The following is a 21843-nucleotide window of genomic DNA, read 5'->3' on the forward strand; positions in this document are numbered from 1 at the left end:
TAGCGTTTTTGACGTGTCTAACACCCCTGCTCCCCACCATGTGATCTACCTGGCGATCGGGTTTCCCCCCGCTGCGAAGAGCTGCGCCTACCGGATGCGTGAAACAGCCAACCAATTCGTCTCACAAGGCTGGGACGTCACGGTGGTGACCATTGCCGACGAGTCCTGGGAGCGGGACTTCGGCCTCGACCACACGCTCTCCGAGCGGGTCGATCCGCGCGTTCGCATCGTGAAGCTGCCGCTGGTGCGCGAGGACCTGGAAACCGACATCCGGAAGTTCTCCGAGGACCGCGCGCTGCGGCCGACGCAGTGGACGACCGCGTACCGCAAAAAGGGGATGAAGGAATTCCCCGAGCCGATCTACGGCGGCTGGAAAGCCGACCTGGAGAAGGCCGTCGAGCGGATCCACCGGGAGCGGCCCGCCGACCTGACCCTGGCGACCTGCGTGCCGTACGTGAACATGGCCGCCGCCCTGCACCTGTGGGAGACCCACCAGGTTCCGTACGCGATCGACTTCCGGGACGGCTGGTCCGTCGACGTCATCGACGGCGGCGAGGCGTTCACCGCCGACTCGCCGTCCGGTGTGTGGGAGCGCAAGGTGCTCGGCCAGGCGCTCTCCCTGTGGCTGGTGAACGACCCGATCGCCCAGTGGTACCGGGAGCGGCACCCCGATCTGGCCGACCGCGTCCACGTCGTGCGCAACGGCTACGACGAGGACAGCGTCCCGGCCCGGACGCGTGTCCCCGACCCCGAGGCGGGGCTGACGTTCGGACACCTCGGCGTGGTCACCTCACCGCCCCGCATCCTCAAGGCCGTGCTCGACGGCTGGCGCATCGCCCGCGAGCGGGACCCGCTCGTCGCCCGCTCACGGCTGGAGATCCGCGGCCAGATCGGCTCCGGCGCCACCCGCGAGGCCAACGCCCACATAGAGCTGATCCGGCAGGCGCAGGCCCGCGGAGAAGCGGTGAGCTTCGGGGGGCCCGCCCCCAAGGCCGAGCTGGCGGACATCTTCGCGAGCTGGGACGTCCTGCTCCTCATGATCATGGGCGGGAAGTACATGACGTCCGGCAAGGTCTACGAGTACGCCGCGACCGGCCTGCCGGTCATGTCCGCGCACGCGGTGGAGCACGACGCGTCCACCGTGATGACCGGACACCCGCTGTGGACGGGAGCCTTCGGCTTCGACGAGGAAGCGCTGGCCGCCGCCTACTCCGGCGCCGCGAAGCTCGCGGTCGAGGCGAGCGAGACGGACCGGGCGGCGGCCCGGGCCCACGCGGCGCAGTACGCGCGAGCGGCCCAACTGGGCCCCGCCGTCCGCCGTCTCATCCGCCAGGCCGTCCCGGCCCCCGACGGAGACGGCAGCTCCCCGAAGCCGTCCGCGACCCCGGGCACCCACGAGGTGGAGGACCTCTCCGTATGACGCACGTACTGCTGATCGCCGGAACCCGGCCGCAGCCCGCGGTCCTCAAGGCGTCGCTGGAGAAGTTCCGCGCGGCGGGCGCCACCGTCGAACTGGCGGGCCTCTTCGCCCCGGACGACATCGACCCCGGCCTCGAACTGACCCGGCTGCGCTCCCTGACGGAGGCCGCCGCCGAACGCGGCCGGATGTTCGAGAAGCGCGTCGCCAAGCTCTCCGCCCCGCGCCGAGTCTGGGCCTCGGCCGAACGCGACCGGCAGGTGCGCGGCTCCGGCCGCCGGGCCCAGGTCCTGGTCGCCCTGGACGCCACCGCCGTCTACACGGTGTGGCGGCTGGCCCAGCTGAACCGGAGGGCCCACGCCGTCTTCGGTATCGTGCCCGCCCTCAAGGCGGTCGAGGACCGCCGCGAGCGGCCGCTGCACTACGCGGTGCGGGCCGTCACCCGGTCCGTGCCGACCCCGGCCACCGCCGCCCACACCACCCGGCGGGCCGCCCGGCGCGTGGCCGGCGGGGCGCTGCGCCGCGCCTCCTCCCCGGCCGTCCTGCGCACCTCTCTCGGCGCCAAGTCGTGGCGCGGCGCGGTGGTCGCGCCCAAGGTGCCGGACCGGCTGCGGGCCAAGCTGGCCCGGCGCGTCAGCCTGAGCATGTCCGAAGGCGGCCGCAAGGCCGGCGCCACCCTGGTCCTGAAGGACGCCGCACGGCTCACCGCCGACCGGGCCCTGCGCGCGGACCTGCTCGCCGAGGCGGCCAGGGCGGACCTGGAGCGCGGCCACGACGACGTGGCGCTGCGCCGCTCCGCGTACGAGGCGGCGCTCACGACCGCCGACCGGTGGTACGCCAAGGGCGACGCGAAGAAGGCCGCGGCCTCGCTCTCCTCGGCGCTCACCCTCGCCTTCCCCCGGGCCGTCCACTTCGACTCGCTCGCCTCGCCGCTGGCGAAGGACCCGGCCGGCTATCTGGCACCGTTCCGCGCGAGCACCGCCTTCCGGGCCATGACCGCACCCCGCGGCCGTGCGGTGCCCGCCGCCGCCCCGCCCGCCGGTCGGCCGCTGCGGCTGCTGGTCACGACGTACTCCAACGCCAACTTCCTCCAGCCGATCCGCGACCGGTACGCCGATCATCCGGGCGTCGAGATCCGCTTCCTGGAGGTGAAGGAGGACGACACGCTGCGACCGCTGGCGCGTGGCGCCCAGCGGATGATGGAGTACGCGCTCGGCGGCGCGGACACCCTCGGCGAACGGGCGGAGAAGGCGCTCCGCCCTCATCTGGACTGGGCGGACACGGTGTTCGTCGACTGGTGCACCAACGCCGCCGCCCTGTTCACGCTGGTGGACCCGGGCACCACCCGGATCGTCGTACGGCTGCACAGCTACGAGGCGTTCACCCTCTGGCCGCACCTGATGGACCTGGACCGGGTCGACGATCTGGTCTTCGTCGGGGACCACCTGCGCGACCTGGTCGCCGACTGCCTGCCGCGCCTGCGGGAGCCGGGCGCACCGGCGCTGCACGTCATCGCCAACGCCATGGACCTGGAGCGGTTCCGGCAGGAGAAGAGCGACGGCGACGTCCGCTTCACCGTCGGCCTGATCGGGGCGGGCGTCGTCGCCAAGGACCCGCGCTGGGCCGTCGAGGTCGTGCGGCTGCTGCGGGAGCGGGACGAGCGCTACCGCCTGGTCGTCATCGGCGACGGCCTGGACCGCAAGGCCAGCGCCGCGGCCCGCGCCTACGACGACCTGCTCCGGCGCGACCTGGCCGAGCTGGAGCCCATCGGGGCGGTCCGGCTGCTGGGGCGCACCGAGGACGTACCGGGCGCGCTCACCGGGATCGGGGTGATCCTCAGCAGCTCGGTGCGCGAGAGCTTCCACTGCGGCCTGGTCGAGGGTGCTGCCAGCGGCGCGCTGCCGGTGGTCCGCGACTGGCCGTTCTTCGCGGGCAAGGAGCACGGCGCCCGGACGCTCTTCCCCGCCGACTGGGTGGTCGGCTCACCGAAGGAGGCCGCCGACCGCATCCTCGCGCTGACCGCGACGGAGGAGACCTGGCGCAAGGCGAGCGCCGAGGCGGCGGAGCACGCGCTGACGACCTGGGACTGGCCGGTGATCAGCCCCGGCTTCGACCGGCTGCTGCTGGAGGACTGAGCGGCAGGCCTCAGGGAGCCGCCCGCACCCCCCGAGGGGGTTACGCGACGCGCTCCCTGAGGACCCCGTCCTCCTCCTCGTACACCGCCCCGCGCGCCGGGCACTCCCACACCCCCGGCTCACCCTCGCGGGCCACCAGGCGCACCCCGCTGCGGCCCACCCAGCCGATCCGCCGGGCCGGTACGCCCACGACCAGGGCGAAGTCCGGGACGTCCTTGGTCACCACGGCGCCCGCCGCGACCATCGCCCACCGGCCGATCCGTACCGGCGCGACACAGACGGACCGCGCACCGAGCGACGCGCCCTCGGCGACCTGGACGCCCACGGCTTCCCAGTCGCCGCCGCGCTTCTGCTTGCCGTCGGGGTCCACCGAGCGCGGGTACTGGTCGTTGGTGAGGACCGCCGCCGGGCCGACGAAGACACCGTCGCCGAGCTCGGCGGGCTCGTAGACGAGGGCGAAGTTCTGGAGCTTGACGTTGTCGCCGATGCGTACGCCGCTGCCGACGTAGGCACCGCGTCCGACGACGCAGCCCTCGCCGAGTTTCGCGCCCTCACGGATCTGCGCCAGCTCCCAGATGCTGCTCCCGGCGCCGACCTCGGCGCTCTCGTCGACCTGGGCGGTGGGCTGGACCCTGTAGTTCACGGTGTGTGCCTTCCGGAGAGCTGACTGGCCCGGAAAGCATAGGGGCGCCCACGGCTCCGGGGGAGCCGCGACGGGGCCGCCGACCCGGTTTGACCCCCACACCCCCGCCCCGTAACCTTGACCCTCGGTGTGTTTACTTGACGCGCCTACCCCTGAGCACATCCCTCCCGGTAACGGTCGGTGTTCGCGCCGTCCGCCAGGAGAGGCCGCTCATCCTTCCGGATCGCCCCGGGCCCCGGCCCGTGCGAGCGGCTGGCATCAGGGGATCCGTTCCGAGCGAGAGAGAGATCCGCGTGTACGCCATCGTGCGCAGCGGTGGTCGCCAGCACAAGGTAGCTGTCGGCGACATCGTTGAGGTTGACAAGATTTCCACTGCCAAGGTTGGCGACACGGTCGAGCTCTCGACCCTGCTCGTTGTCGACGGTGACGCGGTCACCAGCGACCCGTGGGTGCTCGACGGCATCAAGGTCACGGCTGAGATCGTGGACCACCACAAGGGCGCGAAGATCGACATCCTTCGCTACAAGAACAAGACCGGCTACCGCCGTCGCCAGGGTCACCGCCAGCAGTACACGGCGATCAAGGTCACCGGTATCCCCGCGGCTGCGAAGTAAGGGACTGAGAACACATGGCACACAAGAAGGGCGCATCGTCCACTCGGAACGGGCGCGATTCCAATGCTCAGCGGCTCGGCGTGAAGCGCTTCGGCGGTCAGGCCGTCAACGCCGGTGAGATCCTGGTCCGCCAGCGTGGCACCCACTTCCACCCGGGCACGGGCGTCGGCCGTGGCGGCGACGACACGCTGTTCGCGCTGACCGCCGGTGCGGTGGAGTTCGGTACGCACCGTGGCCGCAAGGTCGTGAACATCGTTCCGCTCGCCGTCTGATCTTTTCGACGCGCGCGTAACGGCACACAGCACCTTCCGAGGGCGGATCTCAGCTTTCCCGGCAACCGGGGAAGCGGGTCCGCCCTCGGCGTGTTACGACAGAGACAATTCCGTATTTACCTGCTGTACCTGGAGGCACCAACCATGACCACCTTCGTGGACCGCGTCGAGCTGCATGCCGCCGCGGGTAACGGAGGCCACGGCTGCGCCTCCGTACACCGGGAGAAGTTCAAGCCGCTGGGCGGCCCCGACGGGGGCAACGGCGGACGCGGCGGCGATGTGATCCTCGTCGTCGAGCAGTCCGTGACCACGCTGCTGGACTACCACCACAGCCCGCACCGCAAGGCCACCAACGGCCAACCCGGGGCCGGTGACAACCGGTCCGGCAAGGACGGCCAGGACCTGGTCCTGCCCGTGCCCGACGGCACCGTCGTCCTCGACAAGGCCGGGAACGTGCTCGCCGACCTCGTCGGCCAGGGCACCACCTTCGTCGCCGGCCAGGGCGGCCGCGGCGGCCTCGGCAACGCGGCGCTCGCCTCCGCCCGCCGCAAGGCGCCCGGCTTCGCGCTGCTCGGCGAGCCGGGGGAGAGCCGGGACATCGTCCTGGAGCTCAAGACCGTCGCCGACGTGGCCCTCGTCGGCTACCCGAGCGCCGGGAAGTCCTCGCTGATCTCGGTGCTCTCCGCCGCCAAGCCGAAGATCGCGGACTACCCCTTCACCACGCTCGTCCCGAACCTCGGTGTCGTCACCGCCGGTTCGACCGTCTACACCATCGCGGACGTCCCGGGCCTCATCCCCGGCGCCAGCCAGGGCAAGGGCCTCGGCCTGGAGTTCCTCCGCCACGTCGAGCGCTGCTCGGTCCTCGTCCACGTCCTGGACACCGCGACGCTGGAGTCCGACCGCGACCCCGTCTCCGACCTCGACATCATCGAGGAGGAGCTGCGCCAGTACGGCGGTCTGGAGAACCGGCCCCGCATCGTCGCCCTCAACAAGGTCGACATCCCCGACGGCCAGGACCTCGCCGACATGATCCGCCCCGACCTGGAGGCCCGCGGCTACCAGGTCTTCGAGGTCTCCGCCATCGCGCACAAGGGCCTCAAGGAGCTGAGCTTCGCGCTCGCCGGGATCATCGCCGAGGCGCGTGCCGCCAAGCCGAAGGAGGAGGCGACCCGTATCGTCATCCGTCCCAAGGCCGTCGACGACGCGGGCTTCACCGTCACCCTGGACGACGAGGGCATCTACCGGGTGCGCGGCGAGAAGCCCGAGCGCTGGGTGCGCCAGACCGACTTCAACAACGACGAGGCCGTCGGCTACCTCGCGGACCGGCTCAACCGCCTCGGCGTCGAGGACGCCCTGATGAAGGCGGGCGCCCGGGCCGGCGACGGGGTGGCGATCGGACCCGAGGACAACGCGGTCGTCTTCGACTGGGAGCCGACCGTGAGCGCCGGCGCCGAGATGCTCGGCCGCCGCGGCGAGGACCACCGCCTGGAGGAGCCGCGCCCGGCCGCGCAGCGCCGCCGGGACCGCGACGCCGAGCGTGACGACGCGGAGAAGGAGTACGACGAGTTCGACCCCTTCTAGGAGGGGCCCCGGACCCGCCCCGGGCACATCTGTTCCATGACCGGACGGCTCGACTCCGCAGGGAGTCCGGCCGTCCGGTGGCGTCGGGGCCGATATGCGGTGGTCCGGCCGTTCCGGCGACTCGCTCAGAGGTGGCGCAAGGGCCGCAGATGTGCAGATTGTGCAACATCTCTGTGGATCGGATCACGCGCGTACCGGACCCGTGCCGTCCAACCTCCCTGGCCAGAGGGTGAACTGCCGGTTTCCGCGGGGGGTGCGGCGGAGGGCGTCCACCTTGCGAGACGGTCACGGAGAGTGCGAGCATCGCGCTGTTCCCTCGTCATAGCAAGGTAGGTCGTCTGTGTCTGAGCCGCACGAAGCCAAGCCCCGGACCACCGCGGTCGTACTCGCCGGTGGCACCGGGCAGCGCGTGGGACTGTCGATCCCCAAGCAACTGCTGAAGATCGCCGGCAAGGCGGTCATCGAGCACACGCTGACCATCTTCGAGAACGCCGAGGACATCGACGACGTCATCGTGCTCATGGCACCCGGCTTCGTACCCGACGTCGAGAAGATCGTCGCCAGGGCCCAGCTCACCAAGGTCACGCGGATCATCGAGGGCGGCAACACCCGCAACGAGACGACCGAGCGTGCCATCGCGGCCCTCGGTGAGGGCCTGGCCGAGAGCGAGGACCGCAACGTCCTCTTCCACGACGCGGTGCGCCCGCTGCTGTCACAGCGTGTGATCAGGGACTGTGTCGAGGCCCTCGACCGCTACCAGGCCGTCGACGTCGCCATCCCCTCCGCGGACACGATCATCGTGACCCGCACCCACGGCGGGGACGGGGAGTTCATCACCGAGGTCCCCGACCGCTCCCGGCTGCGGCGCGGCCAGACCCCGCAGGCGTTCAAGCTCTCCACGATCCGCAAGGCGTACAAGATCGCGGCGGGGGACCCCAACTTCCAGGCGACCGACGACTGTTCGGTGGTCCTCAAGTACCTCCCCGACGTGCCGATCTACGTGGTCGCGGGCGACGAGTACAACATGAAGGTCACCCAGCCGGTCGACGTCTTCATCACCGACAAGCTCTTCCAGCTCGCCTCCACCGCCGCCCCGCGCCAGGCCGGCGAGGCCGCCTACCGTGAGCTGCTCTCCGGGAAGACCCTCGTCGTCTTCGGGGGGTCGTACGGGATCGGTGCCGACATCGCGGCGCTGGCCGAGCGCCACGGCGCGAGCGTCTACGCGCTGGGCCGCTCCACCACCGGCACGCACGTGGAGAACCCGGACCACGTCGAAGAGGCGCTGGCCAAGGCGCACGCCGAGACCGGCCGTGTCGACTACGTCATCAACACCGCGGGCGTCCTGCGCATCGGCAAGCTGGCCGAGACGGACAACGCGACGATCCAGGAAGCCCTGAACGTCAACTACCTGGCCCCCGTCCAGATCGCCCGCGCCTCCTACAAGTACCTCGTCGAGACCCGGGGCCAACTGCTCCTCTACACCTCCAGCAGCTACACCCGCGGCCGCGCCGAGTACAGCCTCTACTCCTCCACCAAGGCCGCGATGGTCAACCTGACCCAGGCTCTCGCCGACGAGTGGGCCGGCGAGGGGATCCGGGTCAACTGCGTCAACCCGGAGCGGACCGCGACGCCGATGCGCACCAAGGCGTTCGGTCAGGAGCCGGAGGGCTCGCTGCTCTCCTCGGAGGCCGTGGCGCACACCTCGCTGGACGTGCTGCTCTCCGAGATGACCGGTCACGTCGTGGACGTACGGCAGCAGGACCCGACCGCCGAGGCCTCGGCGTCCTCCGGGTTCGAGCAGGCTCTGGCCTACGCGCTGGACCGTCAAGGGGATGTGTAATAATTCTTGACCATTGTGTGTATACGGGCCTCTGTCCTCGCTTAGCGCGACGACAGAGGCCCGTGTTCGTGAAGTCTTCTCTTCATATTTCCCCCATGCGTGAATCCGACCGGCACCCCCCTGGAGCAGGTTCCTCGTGATTTCGACAGCTATTCGCCTGGCCCGTGTGGGCAGCAGGTCAGAACTCGCGGCAGCGTTGCTGATGGGGCTGGGATACCCCTGCGTCATGCTCGCCGCGCTCCTTCCGAACATCTGGTTCTTCACGGCGGCCGCGGCGCTCACGTACGCCGCGGACTGGTATCTGCACCAGCGGGGGAGCTATCTGATCAACCGGCTCGGCAAGGTGCGGGCCGGACTGTCGATCCGCTTCCTGCTGCGCCAGCTCATGCTCGTCCTGCTGCTGGCCCGGATGGGCCTCGCCGAGGAGCCGCTCTTCTACACGGCGGTCGCCTGCTTCCTGATCTTCTACGGTCTCCAGGCCCCGCAGGGCGCGGTGGCGACCCTGATCCGGCTGCGCCGCACGATGCCGGTCGTCACCCGCAACGTGGACCTCCACTCCGTACGCATCCCGGACGCCCCGCCGAGCGCCCTGCTGCACCGCGCGGGCGAGAAGATGCTGCACCTCGACATCGCGGCGATGGCGGGCATACTGATCGCCGCCGGGATCGGCGAGGACCGGGTCGGCTTCGTCGGTGCCGCGATCACCCTGCTGCTCGGCTTCGTCTACGTCGTGGCGCTCATCCCGTACGTGCGGCGCAGCCGGCTGGTGCCGCCGGCCGCCACCGTGCTCAAGGCCGTCGACACCTGGCTGCGGGAGTACCAGCCGACCGTGGTGCTCTACTTCTCCGGCTCCAACGAGTCCGCCTACCAGGGCAACATGTGGCTGGAGACGATGGCCCGCGTCGAGGGCCGCCCGCTGATCGTCATGCGCGAGCGCAACCTGGTCCCGCAGTTGACCGAGACCTCCGTCCCGGTGCTCTGCGTCCCGGCGGGTACGCACCTGATGAACCTGGACCTCTCCTCCGCCCGGGTCTGTCTGTATCCGGCCAACGTCGGCAAGAACATCCACATCCTGCGCGTGCCCACCATGAAGCACGTCTTCATCGGCCACGGCGACAGCGACAAGCTCGCCAGCGTCAACCCGTTCTCCAAGGTGTACGACGAGGTCTGGACGGCCGGCCGGGCCGGCCGCGACCGCTACGCGCTGGCCGACGTGGGCGTCCGGGACGAGGACATCGTCGAGGTGGGCCGCCCGCAACTGGAGCCCATCAAGAGCTGGACGGGCGAGCTCGGCAACCCCATCCCGACCGTGCTGTACGCCCCCACCTGGGAGGGCTGGGACGACAACCCCGGCAACACCTCCCTGCTGCTGGCGGGCGAGAACATCGTGCGCCGGCTCCTCGCCGCCGACGACCCGGTCCGGATCATCTACAAGCCGCACCCCTTCACCGGCATCCGCAGCCGCCAGGCCAAGGCCGTCGACGCCAGGATCCGGGCGACGCTGGAGAAGGCGGCCGCCGAGCGCGCCGCCGAGCCCCGTTGGACGGCGGAGGCCGAGCGGACGGCCGCCGAGCGGAGCGCCGCCCAGGCCGAGCTGGTCCGGATCAACGCCCGCCTCGCGGAGCTGGCCGTCGTCGGCCGGGCCGGCGGGGACGAGGCGGAGGAGTCGCGGGTCTCGCTCGCCGACCCGGCCCGCGAGGCGGAGACGGCGCAGTTGCGGGCCGCCTGGAACGCGGCCTACTGGCGCTCCTTCGGCTGGTGGGAGCACCGTACGGTGGTGGGCTCGGAGCCCAAGCTGTACGACTGCTTCAACGAGTCCGACGCCATGGTCTCGGACATCTCCAGCGTGGTCTCCGACTTCATCGCGAGCGGCAAGCCGTACGCGGTCACCGACTCGGCGGCGCTCGGGGCCGAGGAGTTCAAGCGGCAGAACACCGCCGTACGGGCCGCGGTCATCCTCTCCAACGGCGCCGAGGAGCTCGACGAGCTGCTGGCGGCGGTCGCGGACCCGGCGGCCGACGCGCTGGCCGGGGCGCGCCGCGAGCTGAAGTCGTACCTCCTGGGCCCGGACGAGCCGACCTCCATGGAGCAGTTCAACGCCGCCGTACGGGCGCTCGCCGCCAAGGCCGAGGCCCGCAACGCCGGTGTCGCCCAGCGGCTCGGTGACCAGGCCATCGCCGTCCCGGACCGGGAGGCGGCCGCCGGCGACGGCGCCGTCACGGGCGAGCCGGAGGCGCCGGCCGAGGCGTCCGCCGTGGCGGGGGCGGACGCGGACGCGGTGGGCGTCTCGGCGGTGGCGCCGGAGGCAGCGGTGGAGGCGGCAGCGGAGAGCGCCGTCGCGGAAGGGGCCTCACCGGCGCGCTGAACCGCGCATCCGATCGGACTGTCCGAAAAAGGTGCAACCCCGACAGCGGCCCGTACGTCTCCCAGGGGAGGAGATGTACGGGTCGTTCGGCGTGCCGGTACAGCGTGTCGGCACAGAGGAGGCGCATAGCCGGGCAATTCGTCCTTTTTCATGATGAAATCGACGGGTGCATATGGCCGACATGCCCAGGACGAACCATGAGCCCGATGTCAGTGTGATCATCGGAGCGTATGACGCGATGCCCTACCTGGTCCGCTGTCTGGAGTCCGTGGAGGCGCAGACGATCGGCGCCGGGCGGATGGAGATCGTCGCGGTCGACGACGGCTCCACGGACGGCACGGGCGCCTGCCTGGAGGAGTTCGCCGCCCGGACCGCGATTCCCATGCGGGTCGTCCGCCAGCCCAACTCCGGAGGCCCCAGCGGCCCGCGCAACCTCGGCCTGAAGCTCGCCCGCGGCCGGTACGTCTTCTTCCTCGACGCCGACGACTACTTCGGTGCGGAAGCCCTGGAGCGCATGGTCGCCATGGGGGACCGGGCGGGCACGGACGTGGTGCTCGGAAAGATCGTCGGCGTCAACCGTGGTGCCGCGAAGTCGATGTGGAAAGAGTCGCTCGACCACGCCGACCTCTATGAATCCAACATCAAGTTCACGCTGAGCGCGCAGAAACTGTTCCGGCGCGACCTCCTCGTACGGCTCGGCATGCGCTTCGACGAGAAGCTGAAGACGGGCGAGGACGCCCTGTTCACCATGGAGGCGTATCTCCGCGGCAACGGCGTCTCCGTCGTCGCCGACTACACCTGCTACTACCTCGTGGGCCGCGAGGACGGCAACCAGTTGACCAAGAAGGGCGACCACCGGCGGCGCTTCGACTCGGCCCGCGCCCTCATGGGGCTCATCGCCGGCCTGGTGCCCCCCGGTCCGCGCCGGGATTCACTGATGGTGCGTCCGTTCGTCATCACGCTGCTGCCCCAGTTCGGACCCGGACTGGTGAATCAGTCCGACGCCCTACGCCGGGAGAAGGCGGCGCTCGCCGCCCCCCTGATGGACGCCTACTGGACACCGGAGATCGGCCGTCGGCTCAAGGTCCACGAGCGGCTGCGGCTCACCGCCCTCGCCCGGGGCCGGCTCGACCTGCTGCTCGACATCGCGGCCTTCCTGCGCGACAAGAAGGAGCCCGAGGTGGTCCGCGAGGGTGACCGGATCCTGCTCGCCTACCCGCACTTCGCCAAGGCGGGCAAGCGATCCGTGCTCCCCAGGCGCGCCTACGAGGTGACCGTCACCGAGTGGGTCGGCGGCCGGCGGATCGAGCCGCCGCAGCCGAAGCCACGCGTGTCCCTCGCTCGGCGCGTGGTCCGCAGGGCCCGCCGTACGGCGCTCGGCGCCCGGCGTGCGCCCCGCGCGCACCGCGTCTGACCGGACGGGGATTCCGAGGGTCCCGGGCCGTCCGCGCGGGGCCCGTACGGGTGCTTCTGTGATTGGCATCACACCGTGCCCGGGTGTAAGCATGAGGTCGCTGTTGGTGACTCAATTGCACCCCGTTTTCCCGGGGTTCACCCTCTGTACGACCCCCCTCGGAAAGGTTCTCCGCGCGTGGCGTCCCTCGAAGCGATCCCCGAAGAGCTCAGCCGGCTCATGAAGTACTTCCCGGAGACCCCGGCCGAGGAGCGCCCCGCTTTCCACAGCGCGGCCAAGGACTTCCTGGACCGGGTGGCCCCCAAGATCGTCCGGCAGTTCTCGCCGATGGCCCGGGTCAAGTGGCACCTGGCGGCCAGCGGACGCGGCGAGGAGCTGGCCGAACTCCTCCACTACGAGCGGGAGAACCCCGGTGCCTTCTCCGTGAAGGGCCTGCGGCGGGCCCGGATCGAACTGCCCGGCATCGCGAGCTCCTCGCTGCCGTCCTCGGTGCGCAACTTCAACCGCAGCGAACTCCCCGTACGCGGCAAACTCCTCGACCTCGCCTGGCAGGACGGCAAGCTCCTCGTCAAGGGCTACGCCTACATCCCCAACGTCCCCTCCGCCACCGGCAGACGCTCCCTGCGCGTCGCCGTGCTGCGCCGCCAGGGCAGCCGCTCCACCCTCCCGCTGCGCCTGCGCACGGTCGAGGAGCCCCGCGCCACGGCCGAGGCCAAGGGCGCGCTCCACCATTACGACTGGTCGGGCTTCGAACTCGGCATCGACCCGGGCCGGCTCCGGGTCCGCGGCCGGTGGCAGCCCGGCACCTGGCGCCTGGGCATCGGCATCCCGCGCCCCGGCGGCATGTCCGTCGGCAGCATCACCAAGAACAGCGCGGGCGCCGCCGGACACAGCCTCACCCGCGTCCTGGACGACGGCGTCCGGCTCGTCGCCGGCTTCGACCGCAACCGCCTCAAGCTCACCGTGGACGTCGTCCCCGCCGAGATCGACGCCCAGGAGTGCCACGGCGACACCCTCACCGTCACCCTCCGCTCCCGGGTGACCGCCCCCGCCGCCAAGGTCCCCACCGCACTGCGCATCGACCACGAGCCCAGCGGCTTCGCCACCGACCTGCCGCTGGAGCGGACCGGCACCGGCGACGACGGCTGGTTCCGCCACACCGCCGAACTGCCCCTCACCGCCCTCCCCACCGACGGCATCGCCCCCGGCACCTCCCGCAAGTACCGCACGCTCATCGTCTTCGCCGACGGCACCACCCGCCGCGCCACCAACGGAGAAAACCTGCGCACCGGCGTCCACCCGCTCCCCGACGGGCGCGAGCTGGCGATCCTCACCGACGGCGCCGGGAACTTCACCCCCCACCTACGCACCGTCCAGCCGGTCGTCGACACCGTCGAGTGGAGCGCCGACGGCGAACTGCTGCTCTCCGGCACCTACACCGGCCCCGCCGAGCGGATGACGATGGTCCTGCGCCACACCGGCCGCAACGAGGACCGCCCGCTGCCCGTCACCTTCGCCGACGGTCGCTTCACCGCCCGCCTGCGCCCCGACACCATGCCCACGTACGACGGCACCCTGCCGCTGCGCGCCGGACGCTGGATGCCGCGCCTGCGCCTGCGCACCGAGTGGGACCACACCCGCGACCTCCCGGTCACGCTCCGCCCCGACCTCGTCTCCCTGCTGCCGCTCTCCCACCGGGGCGAGCACCGCACGTACACCGTGGAGCGCGTCGACTTCGACCGGATCTTCGTCGAGTCGGGCCCCGTCCTCGGCCCCGAACTGCGCGGCGGCTACCGCCAGCGCCTCATGCGCGACGTCCACACCCCCGCGCAGCGCAAGCTGCCACTGCGCGAGGCCGTGCTCTACAACAGCTTCGGCGGCAAGCAGTTCTCCGACTCGCCCCGCGCGGTGTACGAGGAGATCAAGCGCCGCGGCACCGAGGTCGAGCACATCGCGATGGTCCAGGACCAGCAGGTCGTCCTGCCGCCCGGCGTACGGGGCGTGGAGTGGGGCAGCCAGGAGTGGTACGAGGCGCTGGCCCGCAGCCGGTACGTCGTCACCAACGGCGGCATCCGCGAGTGGTTCGTCCGCCGCGAGGGCCAGGTCGTCGTCCAGACCTGGCACGGCACCCCGCTCAAGCGCATCGGCGCCGACCTCCTCGGCACCCCGAAGGCGAACCTGGCCTACATCGCGAGCCTCCCGCAGCGCTCCCGCCAGTACAGCCTGTTCATCACACCGAACGCCTTCACCACCCCGATCATGACCGAGGCCTTCCGCCTCCGGTGCGAGGTGCTGGAGGCGGGCTACCCGCGCAACGACGTCTTCCACGCCCCCGACCGCGCCGAGCGCGCCGGGGCCGTACGGAAGAAGCTGGGCATCCCCGCCGACAAGAAGGTCGTCCTGTACGCGCCCACCTGGCGCGACGACCAGCGCTACGGCGGCCGCCGCTTCAAGCTGGACAACCGGATCGACGTCGAGGCCGCGCGCCGCGAGCTCGGCGAGGACCACGTGCTGCTCTACCGCAAGCACCACAAGGTCCTCGACTCCATCCCCGGCGCCGGACAGGGCTTCGTCCACGACGTCACGTACTACCCGGACATCGCCGACCTCTATCTGATCGCCGACGTGCTGATCACCGACTACTCCTCGGTGCTGTTCGACTTCGCGCACTCCGGGCGGCCGATGCTCTTCTTCACGTACGACCTGGAGCACTACCGCGACACCCTGCGCGGCTTCTACTTCGACTTCACCTCCCGCGCCCCCGGACCGCTGATCAAGACCTCCGAGGACCTGGTCGACGCGATCTCGAACATCGACGCGGTGAGCGAGGAGTACCAGGAGAAGTACGCCCGGTTCCGGGCCGACTTCTGCGAACCCTCCGACGGGCGCGCCGCCGCCCGCGTGGTGGACCGGATGCTCGCCATCGGGGACGCGCCTTAGGCCGTGTCCACCGGCCGAAACCGGCAGGCAGCGGAGGCGGCCGCTCGCGTACTGTGCGTGCCGGGGGCGGCACGCACGCCCCTCACCGGACACCGGGGCGATCCAGAGCGAGGAAGCACGTGGCAGAGCAGAGGCCGTCGGACCGTACGGCGGCGGACGGCACGGCGTCGGGACACGGACTCTCGGACCGTACGGTGCCGGGGCGCGGGCCGTCCGGCCGGGCGGCGGCCGTGACCGGCGCCCGCAGGATCGTCGTCAAGGTCGGCTCCTCCTCGCTCACCACCGCCTCCGGCGGCCTCGACGCCGACCGGGTCGACGCCCTCGTCGACGTCCTGGCCAAGGTCAGGGACGGCGGCGAACGCGAGGTCGTCCTCGTCTCCAGCGGCGCCATCGCCGCCGGGCTCGCCCCGCTCGGCCTGGTCCGCCGGCCCAAGGACCTGGCCCGCCAGCAGGCCGCCGCCAGCGTCGGCCAGGGCCTTCTGGTGGCCCGCTACACCGCCTCCTTCGCGCGGTACGGCGTCCGCGTCGGCCAGGTGCTCCTCACCGCCGACGACACCAGCCGTCGCGCCCACTACCGCAACGCCTACAGCACCCTGGACCAGCTCCTGGAGATGGGCGCCGTCCCCGTCGTCAACGAGAACGACACCGTCGCCACCGACGAGATCCGCTTCGGCGACAACGACCGGCTCGCCGCCCTCGTCGCCCACCTCGTCCACGCCGACCTCCTCGTCCTCCTCTCCGACGTCGACGGCCTCTACGACGGCCCGCCCGGCACCCCCGGCGCCTCCCGCATCGCCAAGGTCACCGGCCCCGACGACCTGGCGGGCGTCACCATCGGCAGCGCCGGCAAGGCGGGCGTCGGCACCGGCGGCATGGTCACCAAGGTCGAGGCCGCCCGCATCGCCACCGCCGCCGGCGTCCCCGTCGTCCTCACCTCCGCCAGCCGGGCCGCCGACGCCCTCGCGGGCCGCGACACCGGTACGTACTTCCACCGCACCGGCCGCCGCTCCGCCGACCGGCTCCTCTGGCTCGCCCACGCCTCCACCCCGCAGGGCGCCCTCACCCTGGACGACGGCGCCGTACGGGCCGTCGTCGAGCGCCGCACCTCCCTCCTGCCCGCCGGGATCTCCGCCGTCGAGGGCGAGTTCAGCGCCGGCGACCCGGTGGAGCTGCGCGACCTGCGCGGCACCCCGGTCGCCCGCGGACTCGTCAACTTCGACGCGAAGGAGATCCCCCAGCTCCTCGGCCGCTCCACCCGCGACCTCGCCCGTGAACTCGGACCCGCTTACGAACGTGAGGTCGTACACAGGGACGATCTCGTCGTCCTCACGCCACACCGCACCCCCTGAATCGGCTGAAAGTCCCGCCATCGGGCAGGGACCTTTACCAAAACCGCCCCACACCAGGCCATGGACTGGTCCACTTTGTAGCGGGGAAACAGGGGTCCGCACAGCAACACATCACAGGAGGCCGCCGGTGAGACGAGCGCGCCCGGGGGCGTCGCCCCGATCCACGGGCAGCCGCGCCCTGACGAGTGTCGGAGCGGGGGCTGATGTCGACCGGACCCCGCCCCTGGGAGGCACCGCCGACCAGGAGCCGGTGACGGCGAAACAGGAGGACCCCCCGCAGTCGAAGCTGTGGCACATCACCCTCAGCGTCTCGGGCACCGAGATTCCGCTGGCGGAGGTCAGACGCGGCCTGGAACAGCTCGCACACGACCACCCCTTCCTGCTGACCAGCCGTTATGCGGGCGACCACGCCGAGATCCGCTACTGGGAAGAGGCCCGCGACCTCCACGACGCGGCCGCGGTCGCCCTGCGGCTGTGGGGCGAGCACCGCTCCAGCGCCCAACTGCCCCCGTGGAAGATCGTCGGCCTCGAAGTCATCGACCGCGAGACCTACCACCAGCGCATCGCCGAGGGGTACGGCCCGCCGCCCGCCGCTCCGGTCGGCGTCCACCCCTACTGAACGAACCGGCCCCGGGCGCGTACGGAACCGGCCCCGGGCGAGGTGTCCGCCCCTCGGGTCCGCCGTCTCGCATCACGGGATACGTGCCGTATGCCCGCAGAGCGCGCATTACTCTGCGGGCATGACCACGCTCTCGCCCTACGACAACCTCTCCCCGGTCGCGCAGACCGCCTACCGGGCCCGCGCCGCCGCCGCAGATATCGCGCCACTTCCGCGTGCTGCCAAGGACGACGCGCTGCTGGCCATCGCCGACGCCCTCGAAGTGCGGACCGCCGAGATCGTCGAGGCCAACGCGCAGGACGTGGAGCGGGCCCGCGAGGCCGGTACGAGCGAGGGCATCATCGACCGGCTCACCCTCACCCCGGAGCGCATCCGCGCCATCGCCGCCGACGTACGGGACGTGGCGGCGCTGCCCGACCCGGTCGGCGAGGTGGTGCGCGGCTCGACCCTGCCCAACGGCATCGACCTCCGCCAGGTCCGCGTCCCCCTCGGCGTGGTCGGCATCATCTACGAGGCCCGCCCCAACGTCACCGTGGACGCCGCCGCCCTCTGCCTGAAGTCCGGCAACGCGGTCCTGCTGCGCGGCTCCTCCTCCGCGTACGCCTCCAACACCGCCCTGGTCCGCGTCCTGCGCGACGCGGTCGGCGGCTCGGGCCTCCCCGCCGACGCGGTGCAGCTCGTCCCCGGCGAGAGCCGCGACTCCGTACGGGAGCTGATGCGGGCCCGCGGCCTGGTCGACGTCCTCATCCCGCGCGGGGGCGCCTCCCTGATCCGTACGGTCGTCGAGGAGTCCACGGTCCCCGTCATCGAGACCGGCACCGGCAACTGCCATGTGTACGTCGACGCGGAGACGGACCTGTCCATGGCCGTCGACATCCTGATCAACTCCAAGGCCCAGCGCCCCAGCGTCTGCAACTCCGCCGAGACCCTCCTCGTCCACAAGGACGTCGCCGACGCCTTCCTGCCGCTCGCCCTGGACGCCCTGGCCGAGGCCGGGGTGACCGTCCACGGCGACGAGCAGGTCCTCGCCCACGCCGAGGGGACCAAGGCCACCGTGGTCGCGGCGACCACGGAGGACTGGGAGACCGAGTACCTGTCGTACGACATCGCCGCCGCGGTCGTGGACTCCCTGGACGCGGCGGTCGCCCACATCCGCCTCTGGTCCTCCGGCCACACCGAGGCCATCGTGACCACCTCGCAGGCGGCCGCCCGCCGGTTCACCCGGTTGGTCGACTCGACCACGGTCGCCGTCAACGCCTCCACCCGCTTCACCGACGGCGGGCAGTTCGGCTTCGGCGCCGAGATCGGCATCTCCACCCAGAAGCTGCACGCGCGCGGCCCGATGGGGCTGCCGGAGCTGACCTCGACGAAGTACATCGTCACGGGCGACGGCCACATCCGGTAGCGGCGCCCCGTGCGCGTATGCCGGGCCCGGCATACGCGCACGGGTCATGGACCGGCCGTATGTTCCCCATCTCGCCCACCGGACGACTTTCCGGAGCACCTGCCCAAAAGGCCTGGGCCCGGCTACGCTGAATCCGTGCCGGACGACGTGGGGGGCAAGCCGTTCCCGGACGGCTGGGAGCCCGACGACGACCGCGGGGGCGCGGACAAGGACTTCGCCTCCGTGGTGTTCGACGAGGACTTCGTCCGGGCCGCCGTCGTCCATGAGCCCACCGCCGTGGAGCGGCTCCTGGCCGCCGCCGAGGCCCGCGCGCAGGCGGAGGCCGCCCGGGCCCGCCGCAGCCGCCGCCCCACGGACGGCGAATACGGCTCCTACGGCCGCTCCAGGGCCCACCACGACCCGCAGGACCTCGACTACGACCCCGACGGTGACGACGCTGCCGAACCGGGCGCCTACGGGCCGGGCGGCTACCGGGGCGCCGCCCGCTGGCACCGCCCGGTCGCCTGGCTGCTGGCCCTGGTGATGGGCGTCGGGATGGTCGCCCTCGCCTTCTCCGCCGTCTACCGGGGCGCCTCGGCCAACCGCCAGGACCCGGCGCCGCCGCCCGTGACCAGCGGCGTGGACCAGCCCGGGGCGATCCCGCCGGCCGTCGTGGAGCACTCCCGCCCGACGGTCTCCGCCACACCCTCCGTTCCCTGAGCGTCCCCGCACCGGTCACCGGCCGGGTCATCACCCGTACGGCGGTGGTGCCGGCCCCCACTTTCCCGCCGCTCTCCGCGTTTACGTCACCGCCGATCGACCTAGTCTGAAGATGTGACCCCTCGCTTCCCGGGGGGCTTCTCGCTGCCGGACGCCCGGTGGCCGAAGCAGACCGTTGCGCACCGAACGGACCGGTGGTGCGGAGATGCGGGAGAGACGTCATGACAGGCCGCTCAGAACCGCCGAACGGCCCGCCCGAGAACCCCGAGGGCGGCGAGGACGAGTACCGCTCTCTCGTCTTCGACGAATCGTTCATCCGCAGTGCCCGCATGCAGGAGTTCTCGGCCCGGGAGCGGATGGGCGAGCCCGCCCGCGCCGTGCGGACGCTGCCCGAGCCGGTGCCCCCGGCCGGCCACGGCTCCCGGGCCGCCATCGTGCTGGTCGTCCTCATCGCCCTGGCCTTCGCCACGGCCGTCTACATCGGCTTCCGCAACCCCTACCCGCAGCCCGTCACCCGGCGGGCCGAACAGCTGCGGACCACCGTGGTGCCGCTCGCCCCGCGCGGCTCCGTCCCCGCCGGATCACCCGAGCGGCTCTACCGGTCCGCCCCGGTCTCCGGCTTCCGGATCGGCGCGGCGGGCATCAACTTCCCCTCCGTACGGCGCACGCAGAACTTCTCGGACAGCCAGATCACCACAGCCCTCGCCATCGTCAAGGACTACCTGGTGGAGTCATCGCTCAACCCGGACGTCCTCACCGGCCAGGTCCGCCGGCCCGTCGAGCAGCTCCTGGACCCCGACCAGCGGGGCCAGTTCGAACGGTCCATGAGCAGCCCCGCCGACGACGGGCTCCACGCCGCCACCGGCTGGCTGGTGCGCTTCGACCCGGCCCAGGTGGAGCTCGCGGACACGCAGGCCCGGGTCCAGGGCACCCTCACGTACGCGGAGGACGGCGCGGGCACCCTGGAGGTCGCCGCGGACCACACCTTCACCTACGCCCTGCGCCCTTCCGCGGGCCCCCGGAAGGAGGACGGCGCCTCCCTCTTCACCGTCCGCCGGGACCTGACCTTCCGCTTCGACCGGGAGGACCTGCGGCTGCACCGGCTGGAGCTGCGCACCGCCCACGTACAGGCCGGGCCGCAGTCCTGCTCGACCGGCGCGACGGGGACGCTGCGCCCGCTCCTGGCGGGGGAACGGGCGGACGACCGGGGCCCCGCGGCCACCGACCCGTACGCCCCGGGCCGCCCCGCGGCGGCACTCTGCGGGACCCTGGCTCCGCTGGGCCCCCCTGCTGCCGCCCCCGCGGCCCCTACGCCTTCCGGGGCCCCTCCTCAGGACCCTCAGGTCCCCCAGCCCTCTCAGGGCCCGCAGTCCCTCCGGGAGTTCCGCCCCCGTCCGTAGCGGTCGAGCCCGCCTCGCCCTTGGCGGCACCGGCACCTCCGGTGAACTTGTCGCGCAGCTTGCCGCCCAGGTCCCCGGCGCCCCCGGCGATGTCACCGACCAGCTTCATCAGCGGGTCCTTGCTGGTGCGCACCGTGTCGGCGTAGTGCGAGGCCGACTCCCGGAAGGAGTCCGACACGGAGGCGTCCTTGTCCTCGTCGCGCCGGGGGTAGTGGCCGTCCATGATCCGCTGGAAGTCGCGGGTTTCCGACCACTTCTTCAGCTCGGCGGCCCGCACCGTGGTGAAGGGGTGCGTCCGGGGCAGCACATTGAGGATCTTGAGGACCGAGTCCCGCAGGTCCCCGCCCTTCTCGTACTCGTCGGCCTGGGCGAGGAAGGCGTCCACGTTCATCTCGTGGAGGTGGTTGCCACCGGCGATCTTCATCAGCCCGCGCATCGAGGCCTGGATGTCCTGGCCCACCAGCAGCCCGGCCCGGTCGGCGGAGAGCTCCGACTTGCGGAACCACTCGCGCAGCGCCGTCACTATCGCCATGATCGCCACGTTCCCCAGCGGGATCCAGGCGACCTTCACGGCCAGGTTGGTCAGGAAGAGCAGTATCGTCCGGTACACCGAGTGACCGGAGAGCGCGTGGCCCACCTCGTGGCCCACCACCGCCCGCATCTCCTCCTCGTCGAGCAGCTCGACCAGGCCGGTGGTGACCACGATGATCGGCTCGTCCAGACCGATGCACATGGCGTTGGGCTGCGGGTCCTGCTTCACGTACATCGGCGGGACCTTCTCCAGGTCCAGGATGTAACACGCGTCGCGCAGCCTGTCGTTGAGGTGGGCGAACTGCGCGTCGCTCACCCGGACGGAGTCGGAGAGGAAGAGCAGCCGCAGGCTCCGCTCCGGGAGCAGCCCGCTGAGCGCCTTGAACACGGTGTCGAAACCGGTGAGCCGGCGCAGGGCCACCAGGGCCGAGCGGTCCGCCGGGTGCTCGTAGGCCCGGGAGGAGATCCCGGGGAATCGCCTGCGCGCCCTGCTCGGCACGTTCTCGTGACTGGTGTCGGTCATGGATGGCCCCCTGTTCGTACGAGACGTTGCTCGTCCCCCGGACAAAACCCAGCGTATGCGGTGGCGCTACGGTGTGCGGGGGGCTGTGGATAACTT

Annotated in this window: 16 protein-coding genes; 14 read left to right on the forward strand and 2 right to left on the reverse strand. The window is 71.6% G+C overall.

What is annotated here, in order from left to right; translation table 11 throughout:
* Positions 1-94 precede the first annotated feature (94 nt).
* On the forward strand, positions 95-1420 hold the full coding sequence (locus tag ACFWRT_RS19195; protein ID WP_380954747.1) for a glycosyltransferase family protein: 1326 nt from the start codon (positions 95-97) through the stop codon (positions 1418-1420).
* A complete protein-coding gene (locus tag ACFWRT_RS19200) occupies positions 1417-3552 on the forward strand; it encodes a glycosyltransferase (protein WP_380954709.1) in 2136 nt (711 codons plus the stop codon). The genes ACFWRT_RS19195 and ACFWRT_RS19200 overlap by 4 nt, the downstream gene beginning before the upstream one ends.
* Positions 3553-3592: 40 nt before the next feature.
* Here the strand turns inward: ACFWRT_RS19200 and ACFWRT_RS19205 are convergent, their stop codons facing one another.
* Complete coding sequence (locus ACFWRT_RS19205; protein WP_380954711.1) at positions 3593-4195, reverse strand: acyltransferase; 603 nt, start codon at positions 4193-4195, stop codon at positions 3593-3595.
* 293 nt (positions 4196-4488) lie between these two features.
* On the opposite strand from ACFWRT_RS19205, the gene rplU reads away from it, so the two are divergent.
* The 12 genes from rplU (at position 4489) to ACFWRT_RS19265 (ending at position 20693) form a co-directional block, all read left to right on the forward strand.
* Positions 4489-4809 (forward strand): 50S ribosomal protein L21, encoded by a 321-nt coding sequence (gene rplU / locus ACFWRT_RS19210; protein ID WP_003969204.1) that lies wholly within the window; start codon positions 4489-4491, stop codon positions 4807-4809.
* A gap of 14 nt (positions 4810-4823) precedes the next feature.
* Entirely contained in the window at positions 4824-5081 is a 258-nt protein-coding gene (gene rpmA / locus ACFWRT_RS19215; protein WP_015608479.1) for a 50S ribosomal protein L27, read from the forward strand.
* Between the two features lie 144 nt (positions 5082-5225).
* On the forward strand, positions 5226-6662 hold the full coding sequence (obgE, locus tag ACFWRT_RS19220; protein WP_380954712.1) for a GTPase ObgE: 1437 nt from the start codon (positions 5226-5228) through the stop codon (positions 6660-6662).
* Between the two features lie 340 nt (positions 6663-7002).
* Positions 7003-8502, forward strand: coding sequence for an SDR family NAD(P)-dependent oxidoreductase (locus ACFWRT_RS19225; RefSeq protein WP_380954713.1), 1500 nt, complete (start codon positions 7003-7005; stop codon positions 8500-8502).
* Between the two features lie 226 nt (positions 8503-8728).
* A complete protein-coding gene (locus ACFWRT_RS19230; RefSeq protein ID WP_380954749.1) occupies positions 8729-10867 on the forward strand; it encodes a hypothetical protein in 2139 nt (712 codons plus the stop codon).
* Positions 10868-11039: 172 nt separating this feature from the next.
* Complete coding sequence (locus ACFWRT_RS19235; protein ID WP_380954714.1) at positions 11040-12281, forward strand: glycosyltransferase family 2 protein; 1242 nt, start codon at positions 11040-11042, stop codon at positions 12279-12281.
* Positions 12282-12458: 177 nt separating this feature from the next.
* Positions 12459-15221 carry a CDP-glycerol glycerophosphotransferase family protein gene (locus ACFWRT_RS19240; protein WP_380954716.1) on the forward strand — a complete coding sequence of 921 codons (2763 nt, stop codon included), beginning with the start codon at positions 12459-12461 and terminating at the stop codon, positions 15219-15221.
* A gap of 230 nt (positions 15222-15451) precedes the next feature.
* Positions 15452-16570, forward strand: coding sequence for a glutamate 5-kinase (gene proB / locus ACFWRT_RS19245; protein ID WP_380954751.1), 1119 nt, complete (start codon positions 15452-15454; stop codon positions 16568-16570).
* A gap of 127 nt (positions 16571-16697) precedes the next feature.
* Positions 16698-17189, forward strand: a complete 492-nt coding sequence (locus ACFWRT_RS19250; RefSeq protein WP_380954718.1) for a hypothetical protein — start codon at positions 16698-16700, stop codon at positions 17187-17189.
* Between the two features lie 121 nt (positions 17190-17310).
* Complete coding sequence (locus ACFWRT_RS19255; protein WP_380954719.1) at positions 17311-18594, forward strand: glutamate-5-semialdehyde dehydrogenase; 1284 nt, start codon at positions 17311-17313, stop codon at positions 18592-18594.
* A gap of 135 nt (positions 18595-18729) precedes the next feature.
* On the forward strand, positions 18730-19293 hold the full coding sequence (locus tag ACFWRT_RS19260) for an SCO2584 family spore wall biosynthesis protein (RefSeq protein ID WP_380954721.1): 564 nt from the start codon (positions 18730-18732) through the stop codon (positions 19291-19293).
* 221 nt (positions 19294-19514) lie between these two features.
* Positions 19515-20693: an SCO2583 family membrane protein gene (locus ACFWRT_RS19265; protein ID WP_380954723.1), complete on the forward strand. Its 1179-nt coding sequence runs from the start codon at positions 19515-19517 to the stop codon at positions 20691-20693.
* Here ACFWRT_RS19265 and ACFWRT_RS19270 read toward each other — a convergent pair.
* The gene (locus ACFWRT_RS19270; RefSeq protein WP_380954725.1) at positions 20602-21747 is read right to left on the reverse strand and encodes a M48 family metallopeptidase; all 1146 of its coding nucleotides are present in this window, start codon (positions 21745-21747) and stop codon (positions 20602-20604) included. The two genes, ACFWRT_RS19265 and ACFWRT_RS19270, sit on opposite strands and share 92 nt — an antisense overlap.
* Positions 21748-21843: the final 96 nt, after the last annotated feature.

The sequence above is a fragment of the Streptomyces cyaneofuscatus genome, from assembly GCF_042718795.1.
GTDB classification, from domain to species: Bacteria; Actinomycetota; Actinomycetes; order Streptomycetales; family Streptomycetaceae; genus Streptomyces; species Streptomyces cyaneofuscatus_A.